The organism is Leucobacter soli (assembly GCF_042659205.1).
Classification (GTDB): domain Bacteria; phylum Actinomycetota; class Actinomycetes; order Actinomycetales; family Microbacteriaceae; genus Leucobacter; species Leucobacter soli.
On the sequence record NZ_JBHSRW010000012.1, the window covers coordinates 1 to 25,478 of the forward strand.

Consider the following 25,478-nt stretch of genomic DNA (forward strand, 5'->3'; position numbering starts at 1 on the left):
GCGTGCGCTTCGCGCTGGCCGGTGAGGGGATGCTGGGGCTCTCGCTGCCGCGGACCGTGCACCCTGGCGAACGGGTGCGCGTGGTGCTGCGCGGTGCGTCGGCGGAGGGGGCGTTGACCGCGCCGGACACGATGCTCGTGCTGCGGTGGTTCGAGCCCGACGGAACGGAGTTGCTGTGGCCGATCGCGCTGTGACGGATGCCGTCGGCGGGGGTGCACGGGCTCCTCCGGGGGCGCTGGAGGCGACACGCCGGATGCCGGGTGTGGAGGAAAAATTTTCCGGGCGGGGAGGCCTGTGGATAACTCCCATGGGGTGGCGGAATCGTGCCGAAAGTTCTCCCCAGAGGCTGGGGGTCGGCGGTGGATTCCGGGTGGAAAACTACATTGGTGTAACTACATCATGTTGTGGTCGACCCCCGTGTGGTTCACTATATGTAGTGCCTCGTTGAGGCGCGGGAGAGTTTTTGACTGAAAGGCTTGATATGGCTACCACCGTGTACACCAAGCCGTCGTGCGTGCAGTGCAATGCGACCTATCGTGCGCTCGACAGCCAGGGAATCGAATACGACGTCGTCGACCTCTCGGAGGATCCGACTGCGCTCGAAACCGTCAAGGAGCTCGGCTACCTGCAGGCACCCGTGGTCGTCACCGACGACGAGCACTGGTCCGGCTTCCGCCCCGACAAGATCTCGGCGCTCGCCTCCCGTCTCACGGACTGATTCGGGAGCAGGGATGCCGGTGATCCGGAGCGGCGACCAGGTGCGACGGGTGCGAGGGACGAGGAGGAGCGATGGCCAGGCTGGTCTACTTCTCGAGCGCCTCGGGCAACACGCACCGCTTCGTGGAGAAGCTCGGCCTTCCTGCCCACCGGATCCCGCTCCACTCGCGGGATGAGCCTCTTGTGGTCGACGAGCCGTACGTGCTCATCCTCCCGACCTACGGCGGCGGCCCCGAGACCAAGGCGGTACCCAAGCAGGTGATCCGGTTCCTCAACGACGAGCGAAACCGGAAGCACATCCGAGGGGTCATTGCAGCGGGCAACACCAATTTCGGCGACGCCTACGGAATAGCCGGCGACATCGTTGCACGCAAGCTGCAGGTGCCGCACCTCTATCGATTCGAACTCTTTGGTACACCGGACGACGTGACCGCCGTCCAAGAAGGATTGGAAAAGTTTTGGACTCTGCAGCAGGCACCGCAGTGATGGAACCCGGACTCGCGTCGTCGAAGGTCAGCGATATGGACTACCACTCGCTGAACGCGATGCTGAACCTGTACGACGCCGACGGCAAGATCCAGTTCGACAAGGATCGCGAAGCCGCACGGCAGTACTTCCTGCAGCACGTCAATCAGAACACCGTGTTCTTCCACAACTTCGAAGAGCGCCTGCGGTTCCTGATCGATAACGACTACTACGAGAAGGCGCTGATCGACCAGTATTCGGTCGAGTTCATCGAACGGCTCACGGACGAGGCCTACGCGATGAAGTTCCGCTTCCCGACGTTCCTCGGCGCTTTCAAGTTCTTCACCTCCTACGCGCTGAAGACCTTCGACGGCAAGCGCTACCTCGAGCGCTTCGAGGATCGCGTGGTGATGGTCGCCCTCGGCCTCGCCCAGGGCGACGAGGAGCTGGCACGCGGCTACATGCGGGAGATCGTGTCGGGCCGCTTCCAGCCGGCGACCCCCACCTTCCTGAACCTCGGGAAGGCGCAGCGCGGCGAGCTCGTCTCGTGCTTCCTGCTGCGGATCGAGGACAACATGGAGTCGATCTCGCGCGGCATCAACTCCTCGCTCCAGCTCTCCAAGCGCGGCGGCGGCGTGGCGCTCTCCCTCTCGAACATCCGCGAGGCCGGCGCCCCGATCAAGAAGATCGAGAACCAGTCCTCGGGCATCATCCCGGTGATGAAGCTCCTCGAAGACAGCTTCAGCTACGCCAACCAGCTGGGGGCCCGGCAGGGCGCCGGTGCGGTCTATCTGAGCGCGCACCACCCCGACATCATGCGCTTCCTCGACACCAAGCGCGAAAACGCGGACGAGAAGATCCGCATCAAGACCCTCTCGCTCGGCGTCGTGATCCCCGACATCACCTTCGAGCTGGCGAAGAAGGGCGAGGACATGTACCTCTTCTCGCCCTACGACGTCGAGCGCGTCTACGGCATCCCCTTCGGCGACATCCCGATCTCGGAGAAGTACCACGAGATGGTCGACGATCCGCGGATCAAGAAGACGAAGATCAACGCGCGTCACTTCTTCCAGACCATCGCCGAGCTGCAGTTCGAGTCGGGATACCCCTACATCGTGTTCGAGGACACGGTGAACCAGGCGAACCCGATCAAGGGCCGCATCAACATGTCGAACCTCTGCTCCGAGATCCTGCAGGTCAACACCCCGACCAGCTACAACGAGGACCTCAGCTACAACGAGATCGGCAAAGACATCTCGTGCAACCTCGGCTCGATGAACATCGCGATGATGATGGACGGCCAGAGCTTCGGCGCGAGCGTCGAGCTGGCCATCCGGGCGCTCACCGCGGTGAGCGATATGAGCCACATCTCATCCGTGCGCTCGATCGAGGACGGCAACGACAAGTCGCACGCCATCGGCCTCGGCCAGATGAACCTGCACGGCTACCTCGCCCGCGAGCACGTGCACTACGGTTCGGACGAGGGCATCGACTTCACGAACATCTACTTCTACACGATCCTCTTCCATGCGCTGAAGGCGTCGAACAAGCTCGCCATCGAGCGCGGCCGCACCTTCGAAGGCTTCGAGGATTCGAAGTACGCCTCGGGCGAGTTCTTCGACAAGTACACCGAAGAGCTCTGGGCGCCGACCACCGATCGGGTGAGCGAACTCTTCGCGGCCGCGAACGTCGACATCCCGACCCAGGACGACTGGCGCGAGCTCAAGGCCAGCGTGCAGCAGCACGGCATCTACAACCAGAACCTCCAGGCCGTACCGCCCACCGGCTCCATCTCCTACATCAACAACTCGACCAGCTCGATCCACCCGATCGCGTCGAAGATCGAGATCCGCAAGGAGGGCAAGCTCGGCCGCGTGTACTACCCGGCCCCGTTCATGTCGAACGAGAACCTGGACTACTACCAGGACGCCTACGAGATCGGTCCCGAGAAGATCATCGACACCTACGCCGCGGCGACGCAGCACGTCGACCAGGGCCTCTCGCTGACGCTGTTCTTCAAGGACACCGCCACCACTCGCGACATCAACAAGGCGCAGATCTACGCCTGGCGCAAGGGGATCAAGACGATCTACTACATCCGCCTGCGCCAGCTCGCGCTCGAGGGCACCGAACTCGAGCAGTGCGTCTCCTGCATGCTGTAGGCAGTTGCTGAGGACCGCGGCGTTCTCCGCGGCACTTTAGGCGGCCCTCCTCGTCACTGACGGGGCGGGCCGCTTTCGTATGTGTTGCTGGGCAGGAGCGGGCCCAGCGGCGGTGCGGGGCGTCGATGGCGTAGAGAGGGAGGGGGACGGGAGCCCTGGAAGTGCGAGAACCCCCTACGGGAAGAACCGAGGGAGAGATCGACGCCCCGAAAAACGACCGAGGGTGGCCGCGGAAGAATCCGCGACCACCCTCGGTGTGATGGGGAGATCAGCTGACGCGGAGCGTCACCTTCTTGGAGGTTCCCTTCTTCTGGTTGGAGGTGCTCTTGATCTGGACACTCACCTTGTGGGTGCCCTTCTTGAGCTTGGGCAGCGTCACCGTGAGCTTGCCCTTCTTGGAGGCGGAGAGGTTGACGTTCTTGACGGTCTTGTTACCGACCTTCACCGTCACCTTGCCCGTGGCGTAGACCTTCGAGGCGCCCGGCAGCGTCACCTTGACGGTGACCTTGCCGTTCTGCTTCGTCGAGATCTTCGACTTCGAGAGCTTCGCCGTCACCTTGGTGTTCGCCTTGTGGATGCGCAGCGAGGTGCTCTTCGAGTTCGGCTTCACCTCGTCGGAGCCCAGGTAGCTCGCGGTGAGCGTGTACTTGCCGACCGACTTCTTGGCCGGCAGGGCCACCTTCACCTTGCCGTTCGACAGCGTGGCGGTCTTGACCGCCTTGCCGCCGAGCGTGACCTTGACCTTGCCCGTGGCGTTCGCCCCGTCGCCCTTCACCGTGACGGTGACCGAGTTGGCCTGGCCGTAGCGGAGAGTGGACTTCGCGAGCTTCGCCGTCACCGTGGCCACCGGCTTCGGTGCGGGGAGCACGTCAGCGGCGGGAGCGGCCCAGAACAGGCCGCGCGCGGCCTGGCTCAGCCCACCCTTGGGGTGCGTGCGGAAGAACACCGAGGTGCCGAAGACCAGGGCCTTCGCGCCCGAGGCGGACTCGCCCGAGATGACCGAGGCCTTGCCGCCGGCTACTTCGGGTCCGTTCGTCGCGTTGGTGCTCCGCCAGTGGCCGGCCAGCAGCGGGTTGCCCTCGGCGTAGTTCTGCTCGGCCTTCGTGCCCTCACCGAGGTTGCTGAAGGAGACGGCCGGGTAGATGAACGAGCTGTCCTGCTGGTAGGGCTCGAGGACCGATCCCTCGGGCGTCTCCACCGCGACGATGCCGTTGCCGGAGCCGTTGCCCGACGTGGCGGTCGCGCTGATCAGCCCGAATGCGCTGGCAGCGGTGAGCGCGGACGCGGTGCGCCCGATGATCGAGCCGCCGTTGTCCACGAAGGCCTGCACGGCGTCACGACCCGCGGTCTGCGCACCCGAGAAGGTGAACGCCGAGCCGACCCAGATGACATCGACATCATCGAGCAGCGCCGGGTTGCTGTTCACGGTCGCGGCGGTGACCTGCACCAGATCGTTGAAGCCGAGCTCCTCGAGGGAGAGGCGGTCGTCCTGGTTGCCCACGTAGGCGATCTTGAGATCCGAGAGCCCCTTCGCGCTGTCGGCCTGCAAGGCCGCGATGTCGGCGGCGGATGCCGCCTCGACCGCGATGTCGAACTCCGCGGCGACCTCGGCGACCTTGGCCGCGTCGGTGTCGGCGACCACGACCGAGCCGTCCTCGATCATGGTGACCGCGACGTCCTCGTCGAGCAGGGCGTTGAGCGCCTGGTAGTCGTTCACGCCCGCGAGGTCGAAGTTCAGGTACTCCCCGGCCTTCGGCATCGCGTAGTTCGACTTCACCTTGCTGATCCGCGTGGTGGCGCCGATCGAAGCGTCGGTCACCTCGCCCACCTTCTCGACGTCGGCACCCCAGATGTAGCCGAGGCTCCAGGCGGAGATGTCGTACATCGAGGGGATGGCGAGAGAGATGTCCTCACCGAGGTCGAGCAGCGAGTTGGCGAGACCGCGCAGCGGCTGATGCATGTCGACGACATACGAGCCCTTGGCGTAGGTCTTGCCGTCCACCGTGGTGTCGGCGTTCAGCGTGCCGACCTCGAGGCCGACGTCGAGCAGGCGCTGGACGAGACGGTTCGCGTCGCTGTCCGAACGCTGATCGTCGCCGAGGGGGATCACGTAGGCGCGGGGCAGGGTGATGGCCTGCTGGTCGTCAGCCTCGTCCCACTCTTCCTTCCACTGACTCGGGCCGGGCACATCGGCGATGTTGCCGAGGTTCAGCGCGGTCTTCGGCTCGCCGTCCACACCGCGACGGAAGGTCTCGATCTGGTTGAGCACGAGCTCCTTGGCGACGGCCGGGCGGTTGAGGTAGTCGACGATCGCGACCATCGTCTCGTAGGAGACATCGGTGTTGATCTTCGCGTTCGCGGGCGTCTGGATGCTGCGACCCGAGACGTTGGTGCGACCCTTCGGGATCTCGACCGTCGCGGTGAGCGCGCCGTAGAAGGCGGCGTACTGCGCGGTGAAGATCGGCGGGAAGTCGTCCCAGCCCGACGGCGTATCGCGATACGGGATCTTGATGAACTCGGTCGGGGTGTTCGTCACGCTGCCGCGGCGACCCGTGAGGTAGGTGTTCCCCGGGATCAGCTCGCTGGTGACGTGCTCCTGCACATGCAGCGCGAGGGCGTAGTTGTGCGGGATGTACAGGTCGTACTCGTAGTTCGAGCCGTGGGGCGGGCCGGTAGGCTCCATCTGCAGCACGCTGGTGTAGCCGTGGAAGTCCGCGTTGTAGATCGCCTGGACCGCGTCGGCGGTCTGGACGAACGACGTCGCCTCGGGCGTCGTCAGCGTGATCATGTCACGGTTCGGATCCAGGCCGAGCGCCGTCGCACGGGTCGCGTTCGTGCGGCCGTCCGGGTTCAGCGAGGGCGAGAAGTAGATGCGGTTGTTGCGCAGGATCGACCCGACCTCGCTCATGGGAGCCGTGGCGAGGTACTCGATGTAGTCGAGCGCCGCGTCGGTGCCCTCCCACTCGTTGCCGTGGATGTTGTTGCTGATCCAGATCGGGGTCTTGTACCCGGAGAGCAGCGCCTGGTCGTTCTTCGCCGCGTGGGGGTTGTTGCGGATCTTCTCGCGCCACTCGGTCTGCTTGGCGGTGGCGGCCGCGGTCTCGGGAGCGGTCACCGTCACGAGGTACAGATCGCGACCCTGCGTCGACTGGCCGATCACCTGGGTGGAGACGCGGTTCGAGCGCTCCATGATGTCGGTCAGGATCGGCGCGATATCCGGGTGGGAGACGAGCTCGGCGTAGTTCGTGTTGAAGTCGGCCTCGCCGTTCGGACCCGTCGGGTTGTCGCGGTAGAAGTCGAGCTCCGGCTGGAACGGGTACGAGGTCGGCATATCGAACGCCTTGGCGGCGCCGAATTCTTCGGTTGCTGCGATTTCACCGTTCTGGAGCTGAGCCGGAGCCTGAGTCGAGGCCTTGACCTCGGTGGCTGGCCCACGACCTTCCTCGGCGAGCGCGGGCGCCGCCAAGGAGATCGTCGAAACGGTGACCGCAAGGCCGCAGAAGCCCGCAATCAATTTTCTTTGTAGCATGATTGGTTTTTCACTCCCCTTTGAGTCTTCGGGACATGTGCCGGCATCGACACATTGATCGTCACCCTACCGATCACTCGGAAGCAGGGTCAACGAGATTCACTGAAGCTCCAGTGAGATTGGTCCGCTGCGGCTCCGGCGGCATAGAGGGGCTGGAGTGTGGGAGTCGGCGAGGGTTCGCAGAGCGAAATTCCGGCGGATCCCGAGCCGCTCCGTTCGAGCCGTCCGTCGCCGACCGGCAGAGCGAGTGAGTCGCCGACCCGAGGCGCCGGTGCGCGAGTGCGCGGCAGTGCCGCGGTGGACTGCCCGATTCCGCTACTCTTCTGGAACACGATCTGGGCGGCGGGCACAGGCTCTGGCGAATGCGTCCTCGGGCAGGTGTATCTGGCAGCGGGCAACCGCACCGAAGGCGTCCCGCTGCAGGGTCAGACCTTGTCGATCAGTCAGAACGCTGCGCTGTACACGTTGCTCGGCGTCAAATTCGGCGGCGACGGCATCTCGACGTTCAAGCTGCCCGATCTGCGCGCCGTCGCGCCGAACGACATGTCGTACTACATGTGCGTCAACGGGATCTTCCCAGGATGGGGGGAGTGATCCCGCCCCGACACACGATGTTGGGGTCGGGCGTGTCGACCCCCTCAAGATGTAGTATCTGAGGGGGTCTGGAGACACCGTTCGAACCGCCCTCGGGCCCCGCTGAAAGGAACCGATGAACGCGCAGCCGCTGAAGCTGGTCGACCACGTGCAGGCGATCAACTGGAACCGTATCGAGGACGAGAAGGACCTTGAGGTCTGGAACCGTCTGGTGAACAATTTCTGGCTGCCCGAGAAGGTGCCGCTATCTAACGACGTGCAGTCGTGGGAGACGCTCACGGCCGACGAGAAGCGCCTCACGATGCGCGTCTTCACCGGCCTGACGCTGCTCGACACGATCCAGGGCACGGTCGGCGCCGTCTCGCTGATCCCTGACGCGATCACGCCGCACGAGGAGGCCGTCTACACGAACATCGCCTTCATGGAGTCGGTGCACGCGAAGAGCTACTCGTCGATCTTCTCGACCCTGTGCTCGACGCAGGAGATCGATGACGCCTTCCGCTGGTCGGTGGAGAACCCGAATCTGCAGAAGAAGGCGCAGATCATCCTCGACTACTACACCGGTGACGACCCGCTGAAGCGCAAGATCGCCTCGACGCTGCTCGAGTCCTTCCTCTTCTACTCGGGCTTCTATCTGCCCATGTACTGGTCGAGTCACGCCAAGCTGACGAACACGGCCGACCTGATCCGCCTCATCATCCGCGACGAGGCGGTGCACGGCTACTACATCGGCTACAAGTATCAGCGCGGCCTCGAGGTCGAGACCCCGGAGCGTCGCCAGGAGCTGAAGGACTACACCTTCGCGCTGCTCTACGACCTCTACGAGAACGAGGTGCTGTACACGCAGGATCTCTACGATCCCGTGGGGCTCACGGAGGACGTGAAGAAGTTCCTGCACTACAACGCGAACAAGGCGCTGATGAACCTCGGCTACGAGGCGATGTTCCCGAAGGAGATGACCGACGTCAACCCGGCCATCCTCTCCTCGCTGTCGCCGAACGCCGATGAGAATCATGACTTTTTCAGCGGCAGCGGGTCCAGCTACGTCATCGGCAAGGCCGTCGCCACCGAGGACGAGGATTGGGACTTCTAGAAGCTTCTTGAGAAGCCCCGGCTGAAACGCCTGGGCAGAGGCCCGGACCCGCGAAATCTCGCGGATCCGGGCCTCGTCCGTACTCGCCGCGACGTACGTGCCGGCCCGCGTTCAGGAGAACGCAGTGCGCACGAGCTCGGCGATCTTGGCGAGGGTCGCGTCGTCGACCTCGTCGAAGAACCAGGCGGCCGGTCGCAGGGTGCTGTCCGGCTCTCGTACGATGGTCGCCTTCTCCGACAGCCCGAGCGACATGACCCCGTCGTCGAGCCGGAAGAACACCAGCACGGGTGCGCTGCGCCCGGTGGCGTAGCCCGGCATGCCGTACCAGATCCTCGGCTTGAGCTTCGGCCCGGCGCCGAGAATCGTCTCGTGCAGTCTGGCGCCGATCGTCGCGTACGGCTCCGGCATCGCCGCGATCTTCTCCGTGACCTCCTGGAGGTCCTTCGCCGATTTGTCGGTCTTCGTCGTGGACACGGTATCCCGCTCCTTCTCTCGCGCCGCATTCGCGGCATGGTGAACACAACCGCCCCGGCTGAGGCAGTTGCGCAATCTCCACCGCGGACGTGTCCTGACCGATGCCAGTCCTCTCCGCGAATGTGTCAGACGAGCACTTCGTCATCGACTGCGCGAGGGCACGTGAAGTGCCGTTCATCACGGTAGCAGGCTCGTCGCCATGTCGGGAAGAGGCAGGGGCGGCCCGGGTGGAGCCCGCCCCGAGCATCGCGGATGACGCCGGCTTACGTCGATCTATTGCCGAAACTGTACACCTGTATTAACATGAGCGCAGCCGGTACCACCGCACCGGACAACGCCGTTCTGTGACAGGAGAGTCCAATGACGAATCCCCGCGTCGCCAGGCTCGGACACGTCGGCATCGCCGTCGCCGATCTCGAGCGCTCCGTGAAGTTCTACACCGAGGTGCTCGGGATGAAGCTCACCGAGATCTTCTACTACGACGAGAGCCGCGCCGGGCACGGCGTCGCCGTCCTCTCGGGCGCGTTCGTGCGCGGCGCGAAGGACACGATCCACCACCGGCTCTCCATCTTCACCTTGCGCAACCCCACGGCTCAGGCGCCCGGGGCGACCGTCCTCGGCCTGCACCACATCGCCTGGGAGTTCGACACGCGCCAGGATCTGATCGACATGTATCACCGCTTCGTCGAGCAGAGCATCCCCATCGTCAACGCCCGCATCGGCGGCCCGGGAAACCACGCGCGCTTCTACGGGCTCGACCCCGACGGCAATATCAACGAGTTCTACTACGCGATCGATCAGATCGGATCCGACGACGTCGTCCGCGATCACCCGCCGATCCAGAACATCGAACTCGACGACTTCGACTTCGACGCGTACGAGCGCCTCCGCGAGCACGCGAAGGGCGCGGATCTCGCAGACCTCGACTGGGAGGACCTGCGCCTCTCGAAGAAGCCGCAGCAGTAGCCGAACCGGAGGAGCCCGCTCTCATGACTCAACTCGCACGTTTCCGCCACGCCGGGGAGGATCGCCTCGGCGTGATCCACGGAGACCTCTACATCGACCTGACGAAGGCCTACGCCGGCGCGCAGGCGGCGACGGGCGTCGCGAACGCCGCCGCCCTCGCGAACGCCGTGCTCGGACCGGACGCGCTCGCCTACCTGCAGGGCGGGGAGGCGAGCTATGCGGCGCTGCGGGAGGCGGTCGCCTACGCGGCTTCTCTGGACCCGGATGCGGCACGGGCCGCCGGGGTGACGGTCGCCCGTGCGGACGCGAAGACCCTGGTGCCGGTGCCGAATCCGCCGAAGATCGTGTGCGTCGCCCGCAACTACGGCAAGCACGCCGCAGAAGCCGGGCTGCAGGTGAGCGAGATCCCGATCCTGTTCCCCCGATTCGCCGTGACCCAGATCGCCGACGGCGATCCGATCGTCGCCCCCTTCGTGTCCGAGCAGCTCGACTGGGAGGGCGAGCTCGCCGTCGTGATCGGCACGGGCGGCCGCCACATCAGCGCGGCCGATGCGATGGCGCACGTGGCGGGGTACACCGTCTTCAACGACGTCACGGTGCGCGATTTCCAGTTCCGGGTAGCCCAGTACACGGGCGGGAAGAACTTCCACGCATCCGGTCCGATCGGTCCGCACATCTCGCTGACCGACGAAGGCCTCGACCCGCACAAGCTGCGCATCACGACGACCGTGAACGGCGTGGTGAAGCAGGATGCGAACACGGCCGAGTTCATCTTCGACATTCCGACGCTGATCGAGCACATCTCGGAGTTCGTCGAGCTGGAGCCGGGAGACATCATCCCGACCGGCACGCCGGCGGGAGTCGGGTTCAAGCGCACCCCGCCGGAGTTCCTGAAGGACGGGGATGCAGTGGCCGTCACGATCGAGGGCATCGGCACACTGTCGAACCCGGTCGTGGACGAGGTGCGCGGCGACTGAGCGGCGCAGACGGCGAGAAGGAGCCACCATGACGAATGAATCGAAATTCGAACAGGGTCTCAGGATCCGCAAGGCCGTCGTCGGCGAGGAATACGTGGAGCGCTCCTTCGCGAACGCGGGGGAGTTCGGGCGCGAGTTCCAGGAGCTCGTGACGGAGTTCTGCTGGGGCGCGAACTGGAGCCGCGAGGCGTTGAGCCGTCGCGACCGCAGCCTGCTGAACCTCGTGATCACCGGGACCCTCGGGCGTTCGGCCGAGTTCAAGCTGCACCTCGAGGGCGCGCTGCGCAACAACGGCGTCACCGTGGACGAGGTGAAGGACACGCTCATCCACCTCTCCGTCTACGCGGGCATCCCGGCAGGCGTGGAGGCGTTCCGCATCGCGGGAGAGGTCGTGCGCGCGTTCGAGGCGGAGGCTGCTGAGGCGGAGGCGGAGGCGGTTGCCGAGAGGTTCGAAGCGGAGGCCGCGGACGTCGAGGCGGAGACCGCGCCAGCATGAGCAGTGCCAGTGCCAGTGCCGGTACCGGATTCGGTCGTGACGCTCCGCCGCCGCCGACGGACCTGCTGATCGACGGAACCTGGCGGCCCGCGGCGAGCGGCGGCACCATCGCCGTCCGTGCGCCCGCGACGGGCGAGCTGCTGGCCGAGATCGCAGCCGGTGAGGCCGCGGACATCGATGCCGCGGTACGGGCCGCGCGGGCGCAGTTCGACGGGGGCGACTGGTCGCGGGTCTCGGGTGCCGAGCGGGCGAAGCTGCTGTGGCGCTTCGCGGACCTGGTCGAGGAGCACCTCGACGAGCTGGCCCGGCTCGAGGCGCTCGACGTCGGCCGGCCCTACGCGGAGGCCTTCTTCGCCGAGATCCCCCTGGTCGTCGACACGCTGCGACACTTCGCCGGCTGGGCCGACAAGATCACCGGATCGACGTTCTCGCTGCCGCCCTTCGCCGGCGCGGAACGCTTCTCGTACACGCTCCGCGAACCCCTCGGGGTCGTCGGCGCGATCACGCCGTGGAATGCGCCGACCATGATCGCCGCGTGGAAGATCGCGCCCGCCCTCGCCGCGGGGAACACCCTGGTCGTGAAGCCGGCCGCGGACGCCTCGCTGTCGACCCTGAAGCTCGGGGAGCTCGCGCTCGAGGCCGGGATTCCCGGCGGCGTGCTCAACGTCGTCACCGGAACCGGCACGTCGGCGGGCGCCGCGCTCGCCGAGCACCCCCTCGTCGACAAGGTGACCTTCACCGGTTCGACGGCGGTCGGCACGCGCATCGCCTCCGCCGCCGGCGCGAACCTCGCCAAGGTCACCCTCGAACTGGGCGGGAAGTCTCCGCAGATCGTCTGGCCCGATGCCGATCTCGACGCCGTCGTGCCGGTCGCCGCGCTCTCGCTCTTCGCCAACCAGGGGCAGACCTGCGCTTCGGGCTCGCGCATCTACGTGCACCGCGACGTGCTCGACGCCTTCCTGACCCGCCTCGCGGCACGCGCGGACGAGATCCGGGTCGGCGACCCGCTGGCCGAGGGCACGGACATGGGATCCCTCATCAACGAGCAGCAGCTCGAGCGGGTCCTCGGCTACATCGCGCAGGCGCAGGACGAGGGAGCGACGCTGATCACCGGCGGCTCCCGCGTCGGGGACCGCGGCTGCTTCGTGCAGCCGACGGTCTTCCTGGGCGACAACACGCTGACGATCGCGCGCGAGGAGGTCTTCGGCCCGGTGGGCACGGTCATCCCCTTCGATGACGACGACGAGGCGCTCGAGTACGCGAACGGCACCGAGTACGGGTTGACCGCCGTGCTCTGGACCAACGACGCGAGCCGCATCACCCGCTTCACCCGGGCCCTGCGCGTCGGCGTGGTGTGGGTGAACGCGTGGGGGCCACCGCATCCCGCGCTGCCCTGGCTCGGAGTGAAGGGCAGTGGGATCGGCGAGGAGCTCGGACTCGCCGGCCTGCACGCGAACACGCGACTGAAGACCGTGAACCTGCTCTCCGCCCCGGCGGGAAGGGCAGCCTGACGTGAGGAGCTCCGGCATGAGTAATAAGGACGTGCTCGTCGACCTGTGGTCGCGCGTCGACAACCACGGCGAGATCGAAGCGATGGATCGACTCTTCGCCCCCGACTTCATCCGTCACGGCGGCAAGGGAGACCAGACCCTCGAGGATTTCAAGCGGATCCTCAACGGCTTGCACTCGGGATTCCCCGATCTCCGCTCGGAGGTGGTGGACATCGTCGAGGAGGGCGACCGAGTCGCCTACCGCTGGGTCTCGACCGGCACGCACCTGGGCGACTATCTCGGCGCCCCGCCGACCGGGCGCACGGTCACCGCGAGCGGGATCACGATCAGTCGTTTCGAGAACGGCAGGATCGTCGAGGACTGGGCGAGCTGGAACGAAGTGAGCGTGCTGCACTCGATCGGCGTCCTGCCGATCGACCGATGACGCGTGCACGAGGAGGAGCGACGATGAGCGAGGCAGCGAGTGCGAGTGGAGCGGCGACGATGAACGCAGGATCGACGACGAGTGCAGAACCGACGCAGGCCGCGGAGCCGACGCAGAGCGCAGAACCGACGATCGGTGACAAGGTCCGTGCCGTGCACCGCACGTACCCGACGGGGGTGACGATCGTCACCGTCGCGGACGCAGCCGGGCAGCCGCGGGGGCTGGCCGTTAACGCGTTCTCCTCGATCTCCCTCGATCCTCCGCTCATCATGGTCGCCGTCAACGCCAACGCCTCCACCTACCCCTGGCTGTTCAGCGCGGAGCACATCGGCGTGAACATCGTCGCCGAGAACCAGGTCGGTGTCGTGCGCGCCTTCGCGAGGTCGGGCGGCGACAAGTTCGCCGGACTCGACTGGCATCCCGGCACCACCGGTGCGCCGGTGATCGATGGCAGCGCCGGGCACTTCGAGCTCGCGGTGCGCTACAAGATCCCCGCCTACACCCATACGATCTTCATCGGCGAGGTGATCGAGGCGGCGGCGACCGATCAGCCCGCGATGATCTATCTCGGCGGCGGCTTCTTCGCCCAGGGGCAGGGGCTCACCCCGGCCTGAGCGGCGGCGCTGGCTCCGGCTTCGCCGGTGAGGTCTCCGGCTTCGCCGGTGCGGCTAGTGCGGCTTGCTGAGCGACAGCACGGCCGCGCACGAGCGTGCCGCGACGTCGAGCAGCCCGGGCTGCTTGTCGACGATGCCGGCGACGAGGGCGCCGTCGATGACGTGGAGGACGAGCGTCGGATCGGCCTCGCCCCAGCCGCAGGCTTCGAGCACGGCCATGAGGTCGCCCTCGACGGTCGGGCGCTCGGCTATCAGGAACTCCGAGAGCACGCGGTCCTCGCGGGCCGTGTCGAGGAGGGCGGCGAGCGTCGAGGTGAGCCCGCTGTCCGAGATGTCCGGTCCGGTGTAGGCGGTCACCGCGAGTCGCCCGGTCTCGATCGGGTCGAGTCCCGGGCGGCACCGGCTCAGCGCCTCCAGTGCGACCTCGTGGCGCTCCTCCATCAGGTGGGTGATGCAGGCGAGCAGCAGTGTGGTCCGCGTCGAGAAGTGGTAGCGGATCAGGCCGACGGCGACCCCGGCGCGTGCGGCGACGCTGCGGTGGGAGACGCTGCTGACCCGATCCTGCAGCATGAGTTCGTAGGCGGCCTTGAGGATGGCGTCGCGCCCCTCGCCTCTCGCATGCGCCGGGGCCGATTTCGACCTCGGCTTCGACGGTGCCTTCCTCGTCGACTTGGCCGCGCTGTTGTTCATCGCATCCAGCCTATACCGTGCCATTTGTGCAGGCGGCCCGGGCTCGGGCCGCCTGCATCGATGAGGCTCAGCCGATCCGCTTCACCCAGACGAGCGACTCGAGGTCGACGAGCTCGGCCCATCGGGCGAAGGTCGGGATGATGCCGGGGATGTCGTCGAGTGCGGCCTCCGCGTCGGCTCGATCCACCCAGCGCCAGACGTCGACCCACCCGCCGTCCTCGTTCTCGGTGAGGGTCGCATCGTAGCGGCCTCCGCAGAATGCGTCGTACTCGGCGAGGATCTGCGGCCGGATGCGCAGCAGCTCGTCGCGGGCGCCCGGTTTCGGTGCGAGCGTGACGATCTCGACATCGGCGACCCAGTCGTCGCTCATCAGTCGATGACTTCCCACATGGTGTCGGTGACGGTGGTGTTCGCATTCGCCACGTACTGCTTGATGTGCGGCTCGGCCTGCGCGAAGAACGCGCGGTAGTCGTCGGCGGTGCGGTAGGTGTCGATATCCATGACCTGCCCGTCGCGCGCGTGACGCTGGTGGCCGATCATGTAGTCCTTGGCGATCTCGCCGATGGCGGTGATGGCCTCGGGGTGCGCCTGCTCGGAGGCGGTGAGGGTCTCGAGGTCGGTATCGAATACGGCGGTGACGATGTACGTCATGTCGGGCTCCTTCTGCGCGAGGTGAAGCGTGAATCCGAGAGCCCGGTGCGGACTTCGGCGTCACGAGCAGTCGCAGTGTTGCGGCTGAGTCACGATTATAGCCGAAGCTGTACACATGCACAGCACTGTGGTAAACACATATAAGAGAACTCGCATACCAATATAAGAGAGCTCGCTTACCAATGGAGGAGGCCGAGTGGAAACGCAGCAACCCGTTGAGGCGCATGTCGAGACGCGCCACCTCGAGAAGCGCTACGGCGGTGTGCACGCGCTTCGGGACGTGAACGTGCAGATCCATCGCGGCGAGGTGCACGCCCTGGTCGGCGAGAACGGCGCCGGCAAGTCCACGCTCGGCAAGATCATCGCCGGAGCGGTGCGCCACGACGGCGGGACGCTGGTGGTGAACGGCAAGGCCGCCGCCTACCGGGCCCCGATGGATGCGATCCGCGACGGCATCGCCATCATCGATCAGGAGCTCGCCATGCTCCCGGATCGCGCGGTGATCGACAACGTGTTCCTGGGCATCGAGCGCGCACATGGCGGAGTGCTCGACAATCGCAGCGCCCGCGAGGAGTTCGAGGAGCTCGTCGCGAGCACCGGCTTCGAGCTGAACCCCGAGACCCTGGTGGGCGACCTCCGCCTGGCCGACCAGCAGAAGGTCGAGATCCTGCGCGCCCTTGCACGGCGCGCCGACCTGATCGTCATGGACGAGCCGAGCGCAGCGCTCACCCCCGGCGAGGTGCGTCAGCTGCACGGGGTGATCCGTTCGCTGAAGGCACGCGGGGCGACGGTCGTGCTGGTCTCGCACTTCCTCGAGGAGGTGCTGGCGGTCAGCGATCGCGTCACCATTCTGCGCGACGGCGAGCACGTGCGCACCGCGGTCACCGCCGACGAGACCCGCGAGAGCATCATCCATTCCATGCTCGGGCGTCACCTGACCGAGCCGCCCGAGATCGCCGCCGCCCCGGACACCGCTCCCGTCGTGCTCGAGGTCACCGGGTTGACGAGGCCCGGCCACTTCGAGGACGTCAGCCTGACCGTGCGCGCGGGTGAGATCGTCGGCATCAACGGCCTCGTCGGCGCAGGCCGCACCGAGGTGTGCCGTGCCGTATTCGGCGCCGATCGCTACCGTTCGGGCGAGGTGCGCCTGAACGGCGAACGCGTGAGGTTCCGCTCGCCGGCCGAGGCGATCAAGGCGAACGTCGCGATGCTGCCGGAGAACCGCAAGGAGCTCGGCCTGCTCATGCACCGCAGCGTGAAGGAGAACCTCACGCTGCCCCATCTCGACCTGTTCGCCCGCGCCGGGGTGCTCTGGAGTGGCCGCGAACGCGGCGAGGCGGAGGAGCTCGTCACCCGCGCCGGCGTGAAGACCGCGAGCGTGGACGCGCTCGTCAGCACGCTCTCGGGCGGCAACCAGCAGAAGGTGGTGCTGGCGAAGTGGCTGGCGAAGGAGCCCCGGCTGCTGATCGTCGACGAGCCGACGCGCGGCGTCGACATCGGCGCCAAGTCCGCGATCTACGACATCCTGCGCGAGCTCGCGAGCCGCGGCATCGCGATCCTCGTCGTCTCGAGCGAGCTCGACGAGGTGCTCGAACTCTCCCACCGCGTGCTCGTCATGGCGCGCGGGCGGATCGTCGCGGAGTACGACCACCACGAAGCGAACAAGGACCTGCTGCTGACCGCAGCATTCTGGACACCGGAATCGGAACGGACCGCACAGGAGGCGGCTGCATGAGCAACTCGAACCAGACCATCACGGAGGTCATGCGCACCCCGGTGCCGGCGAAGGGCAAGCAGAGCGCCCGGGCGCGGGCGCTCTCCATCGGCCGGGACTTCGGCATCGTCGGGGCGCTGCTGCTGCTGTTCGTCCTGCTCTCGATCGCCTCGCCCGCCTTCCTCACCCCGCTCAACCTCTCGAACCTGCTCGACGGGCTCGCCCCGATGGGCATCCTCGCGATCGGCATGACGCTGGTCATCATCGCGGGCGGCTTCGACCTCTCCATCGGGGCGATCTTCGCGGTGGGCGCCATCGTCGCCGCGATGACTACTAATGCGACGGGATCGGCAGTGCTCGGCCTCCTGGCCGGCCTGCTCAGCGGTGCCGGCCTCGGCACGCTCAACGGCCTCTCGACCACCTACGGCAAACTGAACCCCTTCGTCGCGACGATCGCCTCGACCATGGTGTTCGCGGGCATCGCGCTCTCGCTCACGGACGGCAAACTGATCGTGATCCAGGAAGAGGCGTTCAAGAACTTCGCGCAGCCGCGGTTCCTCGGCCTGAAGGTCACCGTCTACATCTTCATCGCCGTGATCCTGCTCTACATGTTCCTGCTCAACCGCACGGTCTTCGGCCGGCACGTGTTCGCAGTCGGCGGCAACGCCGCGGCCGCGCGCATGGCGGGCGTGCGCGTCAACCGGACCCGCGCACTCACGTACGTGCTGATGGGCTTCTGCGCCGCTCTGGCCGGCATCATGTCGGCCTCGCGCACCGGTACCGTCGACGCCGGCATCGGCAGCGGCATCGAGTTCACCGCGATCGCCGCCGTGCTGGTCGGCGGCACCTCGGTGATGGGCGGCGCCGGCGCGATCTGGCGCACCGTGGTCGGCGTGCTGCTGCTGCAGCTCATCGGCAACGGCTTCAACCTGCTCGGCGTGCAGCCCACCTATCAGCGCATCTTCACCGGCCTCATCATCGCGCTGGCAGTCGGCTGGGATTCGTGGATACGAGCCTCCAACCGCCGCTGACCCGGCGGTCGGCTCGGCTGCCTGGTCCACCGGACAGCCGTCGCACCGCCCTCGAACCGACCGACCCTGTTCCACCCGCAAAAAGGAGAAACACATGAATCGCACACAACTTCGGTTCGCCGGCATCGTCGCCGGCGCCGCGGCTGTCGCCCTGGCGCTCGTCGGCTGCTCGTCCGCCGGCAACGGCGGTGGCGGCACGGACGACACCGGCGCCGACGGCGGGGATTTCACCCCCTCGTTCGCCTTCATCGCCGCGGACCTGTCCGACTTCGGTCAGATGCAGCTCGAGGGAGCGGAGTCGGTCGCCGAGGGGCTCGGCGGCAGCGTCACGATGCTCGACGGTGCCAACGACGACAATTCGCTGACCACCATCTGCAACGACGCGATCGCTTCGGGCCGCTACAACGGGATCATCCTGAACCCGGTCAGCGCCCCCGGCGCCATCCCCTGCGTCGAGGCCGCACATGAGGCCGGCATCGCCGTCGCCACCGTCGAGGGCTTCGCCGGTCCGAGCTCGACGACCGTCGAGCCGCAGCTCGACGGCGTCATCGTCTCGGTCGGCACCAGCAACGAGAACTACGGTTCGATGATCGCCGAGACACTGGTCTCGGCATGCGAGGGCTTCGACCCGTGCAACTACATCCACATCTTCGGCATCAAGGGCTACCAGCTCTCGGAGGACATCCACGCGGCGGTGCAGGCCGAGGTGGGCGATGATCCCCGTTTCGTCGAGGTGGCGCAGGGCGAGGACTACTTCACGCCGGATGATGGCCGCCAGATCGTCGCCGACCTGATCGCCGCGAACCCGGAGACCAACGTCGTGCTGAACTCCAGCGACAGCACCGCGGTGCAGGTCGCCAACCTGCTGAAGGAGATCGACCGCACCGATATCGTCGTGCTCGGCGACGGCGGCAGCCGCCAGGGCCTTGCCGGCGTGGCGGACGGCAGCATCTTCTCCACCGTGATCCTGCGCCCGTTCACCTACGGTGCGACCGCCGCGGAGGCGCTGGTGGCGCACAACACGGGCGAGCCCGTTCCGACGCCGGAAGAGGTCGCCGATCTCGCCGCGCCGTTCATCGTGACGAAGGACAACGTGGAGGGCCTCGAGGGCGAGTGGGGGTGACCCCTCGTCCCTCCTCATAACCCCGACGGGGGCGGGCGCTCTGCCCGCCCCCGTCTTCATCTCTCCCTCAGAAAGGCTCGCCATGGCGCTCTACCGCGACTTCACCTCGCAGGAACAGATCGACGAGCAGTACCGCATCGACGTGATCGAGACGGACTTCCTCGAATCCATCACCCGGCACGCCGATCGGGGCGCGGCGACCCGCGACGCCCTGCCCCATCGGCTCGGCCTGCGCTACGGCCCGACCCGCGACGAGAACCTCGATTTCTTCCCCGCCGCCCGACCCGGCGCGCCGCTGTTCGTCTTCATCCACGGCGGGTACTGGCACGCGCCCAACAGCAGCCTCGACTTCTCGCTCGTCGCGGCCGCGCCCGCGTCGGCCGGCATCGCCACCGCGGTCGTGAACTACTCGCTCGCGCCCAAGGTCACGATCGATGAGATCACCCGGCAGAACCGCGCGGCGATCGCCTGGTTGGTCTCCAACGCCGACGAGCTCGGCATCGACGCGAGCCGCATCGTCGTCGCCGGGCACTCAGCCGGCGGCCAGCAGGTCGCGCAACTGATGCTCACGGACTGGGAGGGCGACTACGGCCTGCCGGCGGACACGATCCACGCAGGCGTCGCGATCAGCGGGTTGTTCGACCTGGAGCCGTTCCCCTACAGCTGGCTCGCGCCGCGCCTGCTGTTCACCCACGAGACCGTGGTGCGCGAGTCGCCGCTGCGTCACGTCCGCCCGGTCCCGGGCACGCTGCTGCTGACCTATGGCGCGCAGGAGACCGCGGAGTTCGCCCGGCAGACGGCGGAGTTCTTCGACGCCTGGCAGGCGGCCGGCAACCGGGGTGAGGTGTTCCAGGTGGAGGGCGCCGCGCACATGCGGGCATTCGAGGGGTACGGGGATCCGGCGAGCGATCTCTGGCGGCGCACGGCGGAGCTGTTCGGCTGAGTTGTTCGGCTGTGCGTCGTTTCCGGCGGCCGCGGCCTTCGCCGGGCGTGATCACGCAGACCGACGCCCCCTTCCCGCACGGTGCGGGGAGGGGGCGTCGGTGTTCGCCGGCCCGGCCGGCGCTAGCCGAGGGGCGTGCGGAGCTCCGGGATGTGCGCCTTCGAGACATCGATGCGCACGCCGTCGACGTCCGCGGTAGGCGGCGGCAGATCGGGGTCCACCTTCGCCGCGTACTCCGCGAGGCTCTCGTGGCCGGGCAGCTTGCGGTGCTGCGCCGGCGGGACCCCGCCCGGGCGGAGCTTCGGCAGCACCTCTTCGGCGAACAGCTGCAGCGACTTGTACGAGAGCCACTCGGGCTTCGAATCGAAGAGCATGTCGAGCAGGATCTGCCCCGGATCCTGATCCTCGAAGAGCTCCTGCAGGCCGGCGAGCACCGTCTCCGGCGAGCCGACGATCAGGTTGCGGTTGTTGATCACGTTCTCGTACGCCTGCGCGGCCGTCGACGCGCTGCGGTAGCCGCCGCCGAGCACGCCGGCCATCGACTTGGCGCTCAGATAGCCGGGCGGGAAGTTGTCCTGCCAGGGGGAGAGGTAGAAGTTCTGCTGGCTCCAGAGCTCGTGGGCCTCCATCTCCTGGCGTGCCTGCGCGTCGGTCTCGGCGACGTGCACGCGCACGGAGGCCCAGATCTGCTTGCGGTCGAGAGTGCCGCCGTCCGCCTCGACGAGGTCGCGGAGCCGCTCGTGCAGCTTCTTGATCGCGGCCTGGGCGTTGAGCCCGACGGCGGAGTACCCGTAGCCCCGCTTCGCGACCATGTCGAGCGTCTCGAGCGAGCCCCCGCCGAAGATCACGATCTCGGGGTGAGGATCCTGCAGCGGCTTCGGCCAGAGGTTCACGTAGGGCACCTGGAAGTGCTTGCCGAACCATTCGAAGGGTCCGTCGTGCGTGAGCGCCTTCATCAGCAGGTCGTGACCCTCCCGGTAGCGCTCGCGGGCGGTCGCGGGGTTCATCATGCCGACGGAGTGGTACTGCATGCCGTGGCCCATGGGCAGGCCGAGCACGAGTCTGCCGCGCGACAGGTTGTCGAGCATCGCGACCTCTTCGGCGAGGCGCAGCGGGGTGAGGTAGTCGTTCATGATCGGGCCGACGGCGCCGATCTTGATGTACTTCGTGCGCGCCGCGACGTAGGTGCCGGCCTGCAGCGCGTTGCCGAGGAGGCCGATGGGGCCGTTGTGCTGCTCGGAGATCAGGCCGCCGTCGAACCCGAACTCCTCGAGGTCGATGAACATCTTGAGCTGGCGCTCGAGGACGCGCTGTCCCTCGGCGCGGTCGTAGTGGGTGTTGGACAGGTCGATGAAGTTCGAGCCGCGATCGCCGGCGTAGGGCACCTTCGGGTACGCGCCGTTGAGGAGGACGTGGAAGAGTCGTTGGGTCATGGTCCGTGTTCCTTAGTGGTGCGAAGAGACGTGGTCGGAGATCAGCGCGGCGACGGCGTCCGGCTGCTCGATGTGGACGGCGTGCGACGAGGGCTCTCCCGCTGGGCCGGCGATCGTCTCGACCCGAGCGCCGGGGATCAGCTCGGCGTATCGGGTCGCGGTGCCCTGACCGGCGTAGCGATCCTCCTCGGGGGCGATGACGAGCGTGGGAGCGACGATGCGGCGGGTGCGCCGCTCGAGCTTGCGGTCGAAGCGGTTGGTCCACGTGAGCAGGGCGTGGGCGGTGGACTCCGCGTAGTGCGCGAGCGTGTCGCCGGGGAAGCCCTCGAGCTCGAAGGTGTCGGCGTGGTCGCTCTCGCGCCCGTTGAACTGCGCGACCCGTGTCGCCTCGGGGGAGAGCCGGAAGGCGTCGACGAGTCGTACGCCTTCGACCCGCAGGCCGGTCGGGGCGATGAGGGTCAGGCTGGCGAAGCGGCTCGGGTACACGGCGGCCAGGTGCGCGGCGATCCGAGCGCCCAGACCGTGGCCGACGAGGTGCGCGCGATGGATGCCGAGCGCGTCGAGGAACGCGTCGAGATGCAGGACGTAGTCGGAGAAGTCCTCGAACTCCCCGGGCAGCTCCGTGGCGCCGAAACCTGGGAGGTCGGGCGCGATCACGTCGGCGTTCCCGGCCAGCTTCCGGTGGATCGGCAGCCATTGCCGGGTGAAGCCGGTGCCGTGCAGGAACAGTATGGGCTCACCGGCTCCGTCGCGGCGGTAGGCGGTCGTGAGACCGTCCGCCTCGATGGTGCTCGGCTCCGCCCAGTAGGTCCAGGTCGGCTTCGTGGATGCGGGTGCATCTGACATGCGGGCTCCTTTGCTCGTTGCAGGGGTAGTGCGTCCGATGTCCTTACTGTACGCTTGCACAGTAAGACGTGCAAGGCCATCCTTGCCGGAACTCCCGTCTACTCCGAGCCGAAGAGGACTCCCATGACTGACGCAGTACGCTCGCAGCGCGGCATCACCTACCGTTCCGTCGACGGCATCGACCTCGAACTCGACCTGCACGTGCCGACCGGCGCGGAGGCGCCTCCCCTCGCGATCTACTTCCACGGTGGCGGATTCGAAGTCGGCACGCGCTCCGACTACGAGGAGACCCGGGCCCTGGCGCTCGCAGCCCGAGGCATCGCCGTGGCGACGGTCGGCTACCGTCTCGCTGCTGCCGCACCGTTCCCCGCCCCGCTCGAAGACGCCCGGGCCGCAGCGGCCTGGCTACGCGCGCACGGCGCCGAGTACGGCGTCGCCACGGAGCGCATCGGCAGCGTCGGAGCCTCCGCGGGCGGCTACCTCGCAGCGATGCTCGCCCTCGAAGTGGACGGCGCACCTCCGGTCGTCGACGCGGCGGTGCCCTGGTTCGGCCCGCTCGATCTGGCGTTCATGACCGGCGGAACACCGCTCGAACTCGAACTCTTCGACCCTGCCGAGAGCTTCCTCGGCGCGGCCTACGATCCGCGGCGTCCCGAGCACGTCGGCCTGAACCCGATCGCGAACGTCACACGCGGCGCCTCACCGTTCCTGCTGCTCACCGGCGACCGGGACCGAGTGATCGACGCCGCGGTCAGCGAGCGCTTCCATACGGCGCTCACGCTCGCCGGGGTGCCATCGACGCTCGTGACGGTCGGCGGCGCCGGGCACGAGGATCCCGCGATCGATGCGCCTGAGTACGCGGATCTGATCGCCGGGTTCCTGCGCTCGCGCCTCGGCGGTGCTGCCTGAGCGGTGCCGGCTGAGCGGTGCTGGCTGAGCGGTACTGCTTGAGCAGCGGGATCCGGGCGGCGTCGCGGATCAGTTCCAGCCGAAGACCTCGCCCGGGTGGCTGATGCGCCACCAGAAGTCCGGCTCGGTGATCGGCGCCGTCGTGGCGATGTCCACCGGGTCGATCGGGATCGGCCCGTCGAATGCGATCTCGCCGATCACGGCGCCCCCTGCGGCCTCGCCGTCGATCGGCCGCACGGTGATCGTGCGCGTGGTGCGTTCGCCGGGCACCAGCGTACCGTCGGCGCCGGCCGTGCCGACGATCGGAATTCGCTCGCCCTGCCAGGTGGTGACGTAGCCGAGCTCCTCGTCCTCGAGGGCGAGCACCACGACCTCGGTCATGCCGGCCATGGCGTCGTTCGTGTCGTAACCGGATGCGGCGCGCGCCTCCCGGCTGGGGCGCGCGAGGGTGGCCGATATCGTGACCATCTCGCGATCGCCGACTTCGGTCTTGCGGCCGGAAAGCAGGTTGTAGCCCGCCGCGGTGGTGGAACCGGTCTTGAATCCGACGATGTCCGACATGAGATCGAACAGCGGATTGGTGGTCTCGATCAGGCCGACCCCGGGAACCTCGGCCCGCTCCATGCCGGTGAAGTCGAGCACCGTCTCGTGCCGCAGGGCGATGCGCGCGATCCGCACGAGGTCGGCCGCGCTCGCGCGGTTCTCGCTCGAGAGGCCGCTCGGCTCGACCAGGGTCAGGGACTCGAGTCCGTGCGCGTCCGCCCAGGCGTCGACGGCCGCGATGAACGACTCGTTGTCCCCGAACACCCAGTTCGCATAGGCGATCGCGTAGTCGTTCGCCGAGGGCAGCAGGATCAGTTCGAGCAGCTCGCGGGTGGTGAACTCGGTCCCCACCGGCACCGGGTACATGATCGCATCCTGCGCCCGCAGCTCGGCCTCGCGCTGCTGATCCGCCGCGCTGTACGTGTAGACGGGGCCGTCCTCCCCGGGGTCGAGGGGCTGCTCCTCGAGCGCGACGAGCACCGTCACCAGTTTGGTGATGCTGGCGATCGGGTACGCCTCCGAATCGTTCGACCAGATCTTCGTACCGTCGCCCCAGCCGATCGCGGTCGGCAGATCCTGATCCTCGACCAGCGCCTTCGCCGGCCTCGTGCTCGCCTTCATCGTCTGCTCGGCGTCCACCGTGAGCACCGGCTGCAGCTCGGGCAGCGGCCCGGCGGCGGCGGCCGTCGCGTACCCGCCGGCGGCGAGCAGGATCGCGACCGTGGCCGTGACGGTGAGCCGGCGCCTGCGACGGCGGGAGAATCGCCGGTGCGTCCGCTGGGCGCGGCGGGTGTCGGGCGGTGCGTCTGTCACGGTGCCAGTCTAGGCAGGAGCCGCATCACAGCACGGCGGCATGACGCATGAGGCATGATGAAAGGCGAGACCATCGAACCTGGAAGAGGCCCGTCATGACCGCATTCATCGCCGGCTACGCCCGCACACCGTTCACCCGCTTCACCGGGCAGCTCGCCGCGCAGCCGGCGACCGTGCTCGGCGCGCATGCCGCGAGAGCGGCGCTCGAGCGTGCGGGAGTGGCGGCGGATCAGGTCGACGCCGTCGTCGCCGGGCAGGTGCTGCAGGCGGGCGCCGGGCAGAACCCGGCTCGGCAGACCGCGGTCGGGGCGGGGATCCCGATGAACGTGCCGGCGATCACGCTGAACGCCGTCTGCCTCTCGGGAACCGAGGCGGTCTCACAGGCGGTGCGGCTGATCGCCTCCGGTGAGGCAGAGGTCGTCGTCGCGGTGGGGCAGGAGTCGATGTCGCTCGCCCCGCACGTGCTGCCGCTGCGCGCGGGCACGAAGTACGGGCCGGCCACGATGGTCGACACGGCGGACCGCGATGGGCTGAGCGACGCCTTCGACCAGGTCGCGATGGGGGCGCTCACCGAGCAGGGGAACGCCCCGCTCGCGCTCACCCGGGAGGACCAGGACGCCTTCGCCGCGGCCTCCCACCAGCGCGCCGCCGCCTCCGACGAGTTCTTCGCCGGCGAGATCGCACCGTTCACGGTGGCCTCGCGCCGCGGCGACACGGTCGTCTCGGCCGATGACGGCGTGCGCGCCGACACCACGGCCGA

General features: G+C 67.5%; 26 protein-coding genes. 18 read left to right on the top strand and 8 right to left on the bottom strand.

Going from position 1 to position 25,478, the window contains the following annotated elements:
• The 4 genes from ACFPZL_RS01920 to nrdE form a co-directional block, all read left to right on the top strand.
• Window positions 1-194: hypothetical protein (locus ACFPZL_RS01920; RefSeq protein WP_382334621.1), on the top strand; the 194-nt coding region annotated here is incomplete at its 5' end.
• A 287-nt stretch (window positions 195-481) separates the two neighbouring features.
• The gene (gene nrdH, locus ACFPZL_RS01925; RefSeq protein ID WP_218115129.1) at window positions 482-718 is read left to right on the top strand and encodes a glutaredoxin-like protein NrdH; all 237 of its coding nucleotides are present in this window, start codon (window positions 482-484) and stop codon (window positions 716-718) included.
• Between the two features lie 71 nt (window positions 719-789).
• On the top strand, window positions 790-1,203 hold the full coding sequence (gene nrdI, locus ACFPZL_RS01930; protein WP_218115128.1) for a class Ib ribonucleoside-diphosphate reductase assembly flavoprotein NrdI: 414 nt from the start codon (window positions 790-792) through the stop codon (window positions 1,201-1,203).
• Window positions 1,203-3,344, top strand: coding sequence for a class 1b ribonucleoside-diphosphate reductase subunit alpha (gene nrdE / locus ACFPZL_RS01935; RefSeq protein ID WP_218115159.1), 2,142 nt, complete (start codon window positions 1,203-1,205; stop codon window positions 3,342-3,344). The genes nrdI and nrdE overlap by 1 nt, the downstream gene beginning before the upstream one ends.
• Window positions 3,345-3,612: 268 nt before the next feature.
• Here the strand turns inward: nrdE and ACFPZL_RS01940 are convergent, their stop codons facing one another.
• On the bottom strand, window positions 3,613-6,675 hold the full coding sequence (locus tag ACFPZL_RS01940; protein ID WP_236022036.1) for a M14 family metallopeptidase: 3,063 nt from the start codon (window positions 6,673-6,675) through the stop codon (window positions 3,613-3,615).
• A gap of 477 nt (window positions 6,676-7,152) precedes the next feature.
• On the opposite strand from ACFPZL_RS01940, the gene ACFPZL_RS01945 reads away from it, so the two are divergent.
• On the top strand, window positions 7,153-7,467 hold the full coding sequence (locus ACFPZL_RS01945; protein ID WP_236022035.1) for a tail fiber protein: 315 nt from the start codon (window positions 7,153-7,155) through the stop codon (window positions 7,465-7,467).
• A 115-nt stretch (window positions 7,468-7,582) separates the two neighbouring features.
• Window positions 7,583-8,560, top strand: coding sequence for a class 1b ribonucleoside-diphosphate reductase subunit beta (nrdF, locus tag ACFPZL_RS01950; protein WP_218115126.1), 978 nt, complete (start codon window positions 7,583-7,585; stop codon window positions 8,558-8,560).
• A 111-nt stretch (window positions 8,561-8,671) separates the two neighbouring features.
• On the opposite strand, the gene ACFPZL_RS01955 is transcribed toward nrdF, so the two are convergent.
• On the bottom strand, window positions 8,672-9,034 hold the full coding sequence (locus tag ACFPZL_RS01955) for a DUF1801 domain-containing protein (protein ID WP_218115125.1): 363 nt from the start codon (window positions 9,032-9,034) through the stop codon (window positions 8,672-8,674).
• A gap of 360 nt (window positions 9,035-9,394) precedes the next feature.
• Here ACFPZL_RS01955 and ACFPZL_RS01960 point away from each other — a divergent pair, with 360 nt between their 5' ends.
• From ACFPZL_RS01960 to ACFPZL_RS01985, 6 genes are read left to right on the top strand one after another with little or no spacing between them, the layout of a single operon-like run.
• Window positions 9,395-10,000, top strand: a complete 606-nt coding sequence (locus tag ACFPZL_RS01960; RefSeq protein ID WP_218115124.1) for a VOC family protein — start codon at window positions 9,395-9,397, stop codon at window positions 9,998-10,000.
• A gap of 23 nt (window positions 10,001-10,023) precedes the next feature.
• A complete protein-coding gene (locus tag ACFPZL_RS01965) occupies window positions 10,024-10,977 on the top strand; it encodes a fumarylacetoacetate hydrolase family protein (RefSeq protein WP_218115123.1) in 954 nt (317 codons plus the stop codon).
• A 28-nt stretch (window positions 10,978-11,005) separates the two neighbouring features.
• Window positions 11,006-11,473, top strand: coding sequence for a carboxymuconolactone decarboxylase family protein (locus ACFPZL_RS01970; protein WP_218115122.1), 468 nt, complete (start codon window positions 11,006-11,008; stop codon window positions 11,471-11,473).
• Window positions 11,470-12,984, top strand: a complete 1,515-nt coding sequence (locus tag ACFPZL_RS01975) for an aldehyde dehydrogenase family protein (RefSeq protein WP_218115121.1) — start codon at window positions 11,470-11,472, stop codon at window positions 12,982-12,984. Before ACFPZL_RS01970 ends, ACFPZL_RS01975 begins: the two co-directional genes overlap by 4 nt.
• Window positions 12,985-13,000: 16 nt before the next feature.
• The gene (locus tag ACFPZL_RS01980; RefSeq protein WP_218115120.1) at window positions 13,001-13,408 is read left to right on the top strand and encodes an ester cyclase; all 408 of its coding nucleotides are present in this window, start codon (window positions 13,001-13,003) and stop codon (window positions 13,406-13,408) included.
• A gap of 23 nt (window positions 13,409-13,431) precedes the next feature.
• Window positions 13,432-14,022, top strand: coding sequence for a flavin reductase family protein (locus ACFPZL_RS01985; RefSeq protein ID WP_218115119.1), 591 nt, complete (start codon window positions 13,432-13,434; stop codon window positions 14,020-14,022).
• Window positions 14,023-14,076: 54 nt separating this feature from the next.
• Here the strand turns inward: ACFPZL_RS01985 and ACFPZL_RS01990 are convergent, their stop codons facing one another.
• The 3 genes from ACFPZL_RS01990 to ACFPZL_RS02000 form a co-directional block, all read right to left on the bottom strand.
• Window positions 14,077-14,712: a TetR/AcrR family transcriptional regulator gene (locus ACFPZL_RS01990; protein WP_218115118.1), complete on the bottom strand. Its 636-nt coding sequence runs from the start codon at window positions 14,710-14,712 to the stop codon at window positions 14,077-14,079.
• A gap of 67 nt (window positions 14,713-14,779) precedes the next feature.
• The gene (locus ACFPZL_RS01995) at window positions 14,780-15,082 is read right to left on the bottom strand and encodes a hypothetical protein (protein ID WP_218115117.1); all 303 of its coding nucleotides are present in this window, start codon (window positions 15,080-15,082) and stop codon (window positions 14,780-14,782) included.
• Window positions 15,082-15,363 (bottom strand): hypothetical protein, encoded by a 282-nt coding sequence (locus ACFPZL_RS02000; protein WP_218115116.1) that lies wholly within the window; start codon window positions 15,361-15,363, stop codon window positions 15,082-15,084. Before ACFPZL_RS02000 ends, ACFPZL_RS01995 begins: the two co-directional genes overlap by 1 nt.
• Before the next feature lie 196 nt (window positions 15,364-15,559).
• On the opposite strand from ACFPZL_RS02000, the gene ACFPZL_RS02005 reads away from it, so the two are divergent.
• The 4 genes from ACFPZL_RS02005 to ACFPZL_RS02020 all read left to right on the top strand — a co-directional run bounded on the left by ACFPZL_RS02005 (window position 15,560) and on the right by ACFPZL_RS02020 (window position 20,174).
• Window positions 15,560-17,098 (top strand): sugar ABC transporter ATP-binding protein, encoded by a 1,539-nt coding sequence (locus ACFPZL_RS02005; RefSeq protein ID WP_218115115.1) that lies wholly within the window; start codon window positions 15,560-15,562, stop codon window positions 17,096-17,098.
• A complete protein-coding gene (locus ACFPZL_RS02010) occupies window positions 17,095-18,108 on the top strand; it encodes an ABC transporter permease (protein WP_218115114.1) in 1,014 nt (337 codons plus the stop codon). The genes ACFPZL_RS02005 and ACFPZL_RS02010 overlap by 4 nt, the downstream gene beginning before the upstream one ends.
• Before the next feature lie 94 nt (window positions 18,109-18,202).
• A complete protein-coding gene (locus ACFPZL_RS02015; protein WP_218115113.1) occupies window positions 18,203-19,231 on the top strand; it encodes a sugar ABC transporter substrate-binding protein in 1,029 nt (342 codons plus the stop codon).
• Between the two features lie 82 nt (window positions 19,232-19,313).
• Window positions 19,314-20,174 carry an alpha/beta hydrolase gene (locus tag ACFPZL_RS02020; RefSeq protein ID WP_218115112.1) on the top strand — a complete coding sequence of 287 codons (861 nt, stop codon included), beginning with the start codon at window positions 19,314-19,316 and terminating at the stop codon, window positions 20,172-20,174.
• 122 nt (window positions 20,175-20,296) lie between these two features.
• Here ACFPZL_RS02020 and ACFPZL_RS02025 read toward each other — a convergent pair whose 3' ends face one another.
• On the bottom strand, window positions 20,297-21,607 hold the full coding sequence (locus ACFPZL_RS02025) for an LLM class flavin-dependent oxidoreductase (protein ID WP_218115111.1): 1,311 nt from the start codon (window positions 21,605-21,607) through the stop codon (window positions 20,297-20,299).
• Window positions 21,608-21,619: 12 nt separating this feature from the next.
• Complete coding sequence (locus tag ACFPZL_RS02030) at window positions 21,620-22,453, bottom strand: alpha/beta fold hydrolase (RefSeq protein ID WP_218115110.1); 834 nt, start codon at window positions 22,451-22,453, stop codon at window positions 21,620-21,622.
• A gap of 123 nt (window positions 22,454-22,576) precedes the next feature.
• Between ACFPZL_RS02030 and ACFPZL_RS02035 the strand changes: the two genes are divergently transcribed.
• On the top strand, window positions 22,577-23,362 hold the full coding sequence (locus ACFPZL_RS02035) for an alpha/beta hydrolase family protein (protein ID WP_218115109.1): 786 nt from the start codon (window positions 22,577-22,579) through the stop codon (window positions 23,360-23,362).
• A gap of 69 nt (window positions 23,363-23,431) precedes the next feature.
• Here the strand turns inward: ACFPZL_RS02035 and ACFPZL_RS02040 are convergent, their stop codons facing one another.
• Window positions 23,432-24,718: a D-alanyl-D-alanine carboxypeptidase family protein gene (locus ACFPZL_RS02040; protein WP_218115108.1), complete on the bottom strand. Its 1,287-nt coding sequence runs from the start codon at window positions 24,716-24,718 to the stop codon at window positions 23,432-23,434.
• A gap of 95 nt (window positions 24,719-24,813) precedes the next feature.
• Between ACFPZL_RS02040 and ACFPZL_RS02045 the strand changes: the two genes are divergently transcribed.
• The coding region (locus ACFPZL_RS02045) for a thiolase family protein (RefSeq protein WP_382334625.1) at window positions 24,814-25,478 on the top strand (665 nt) is incomplete at its 3' end.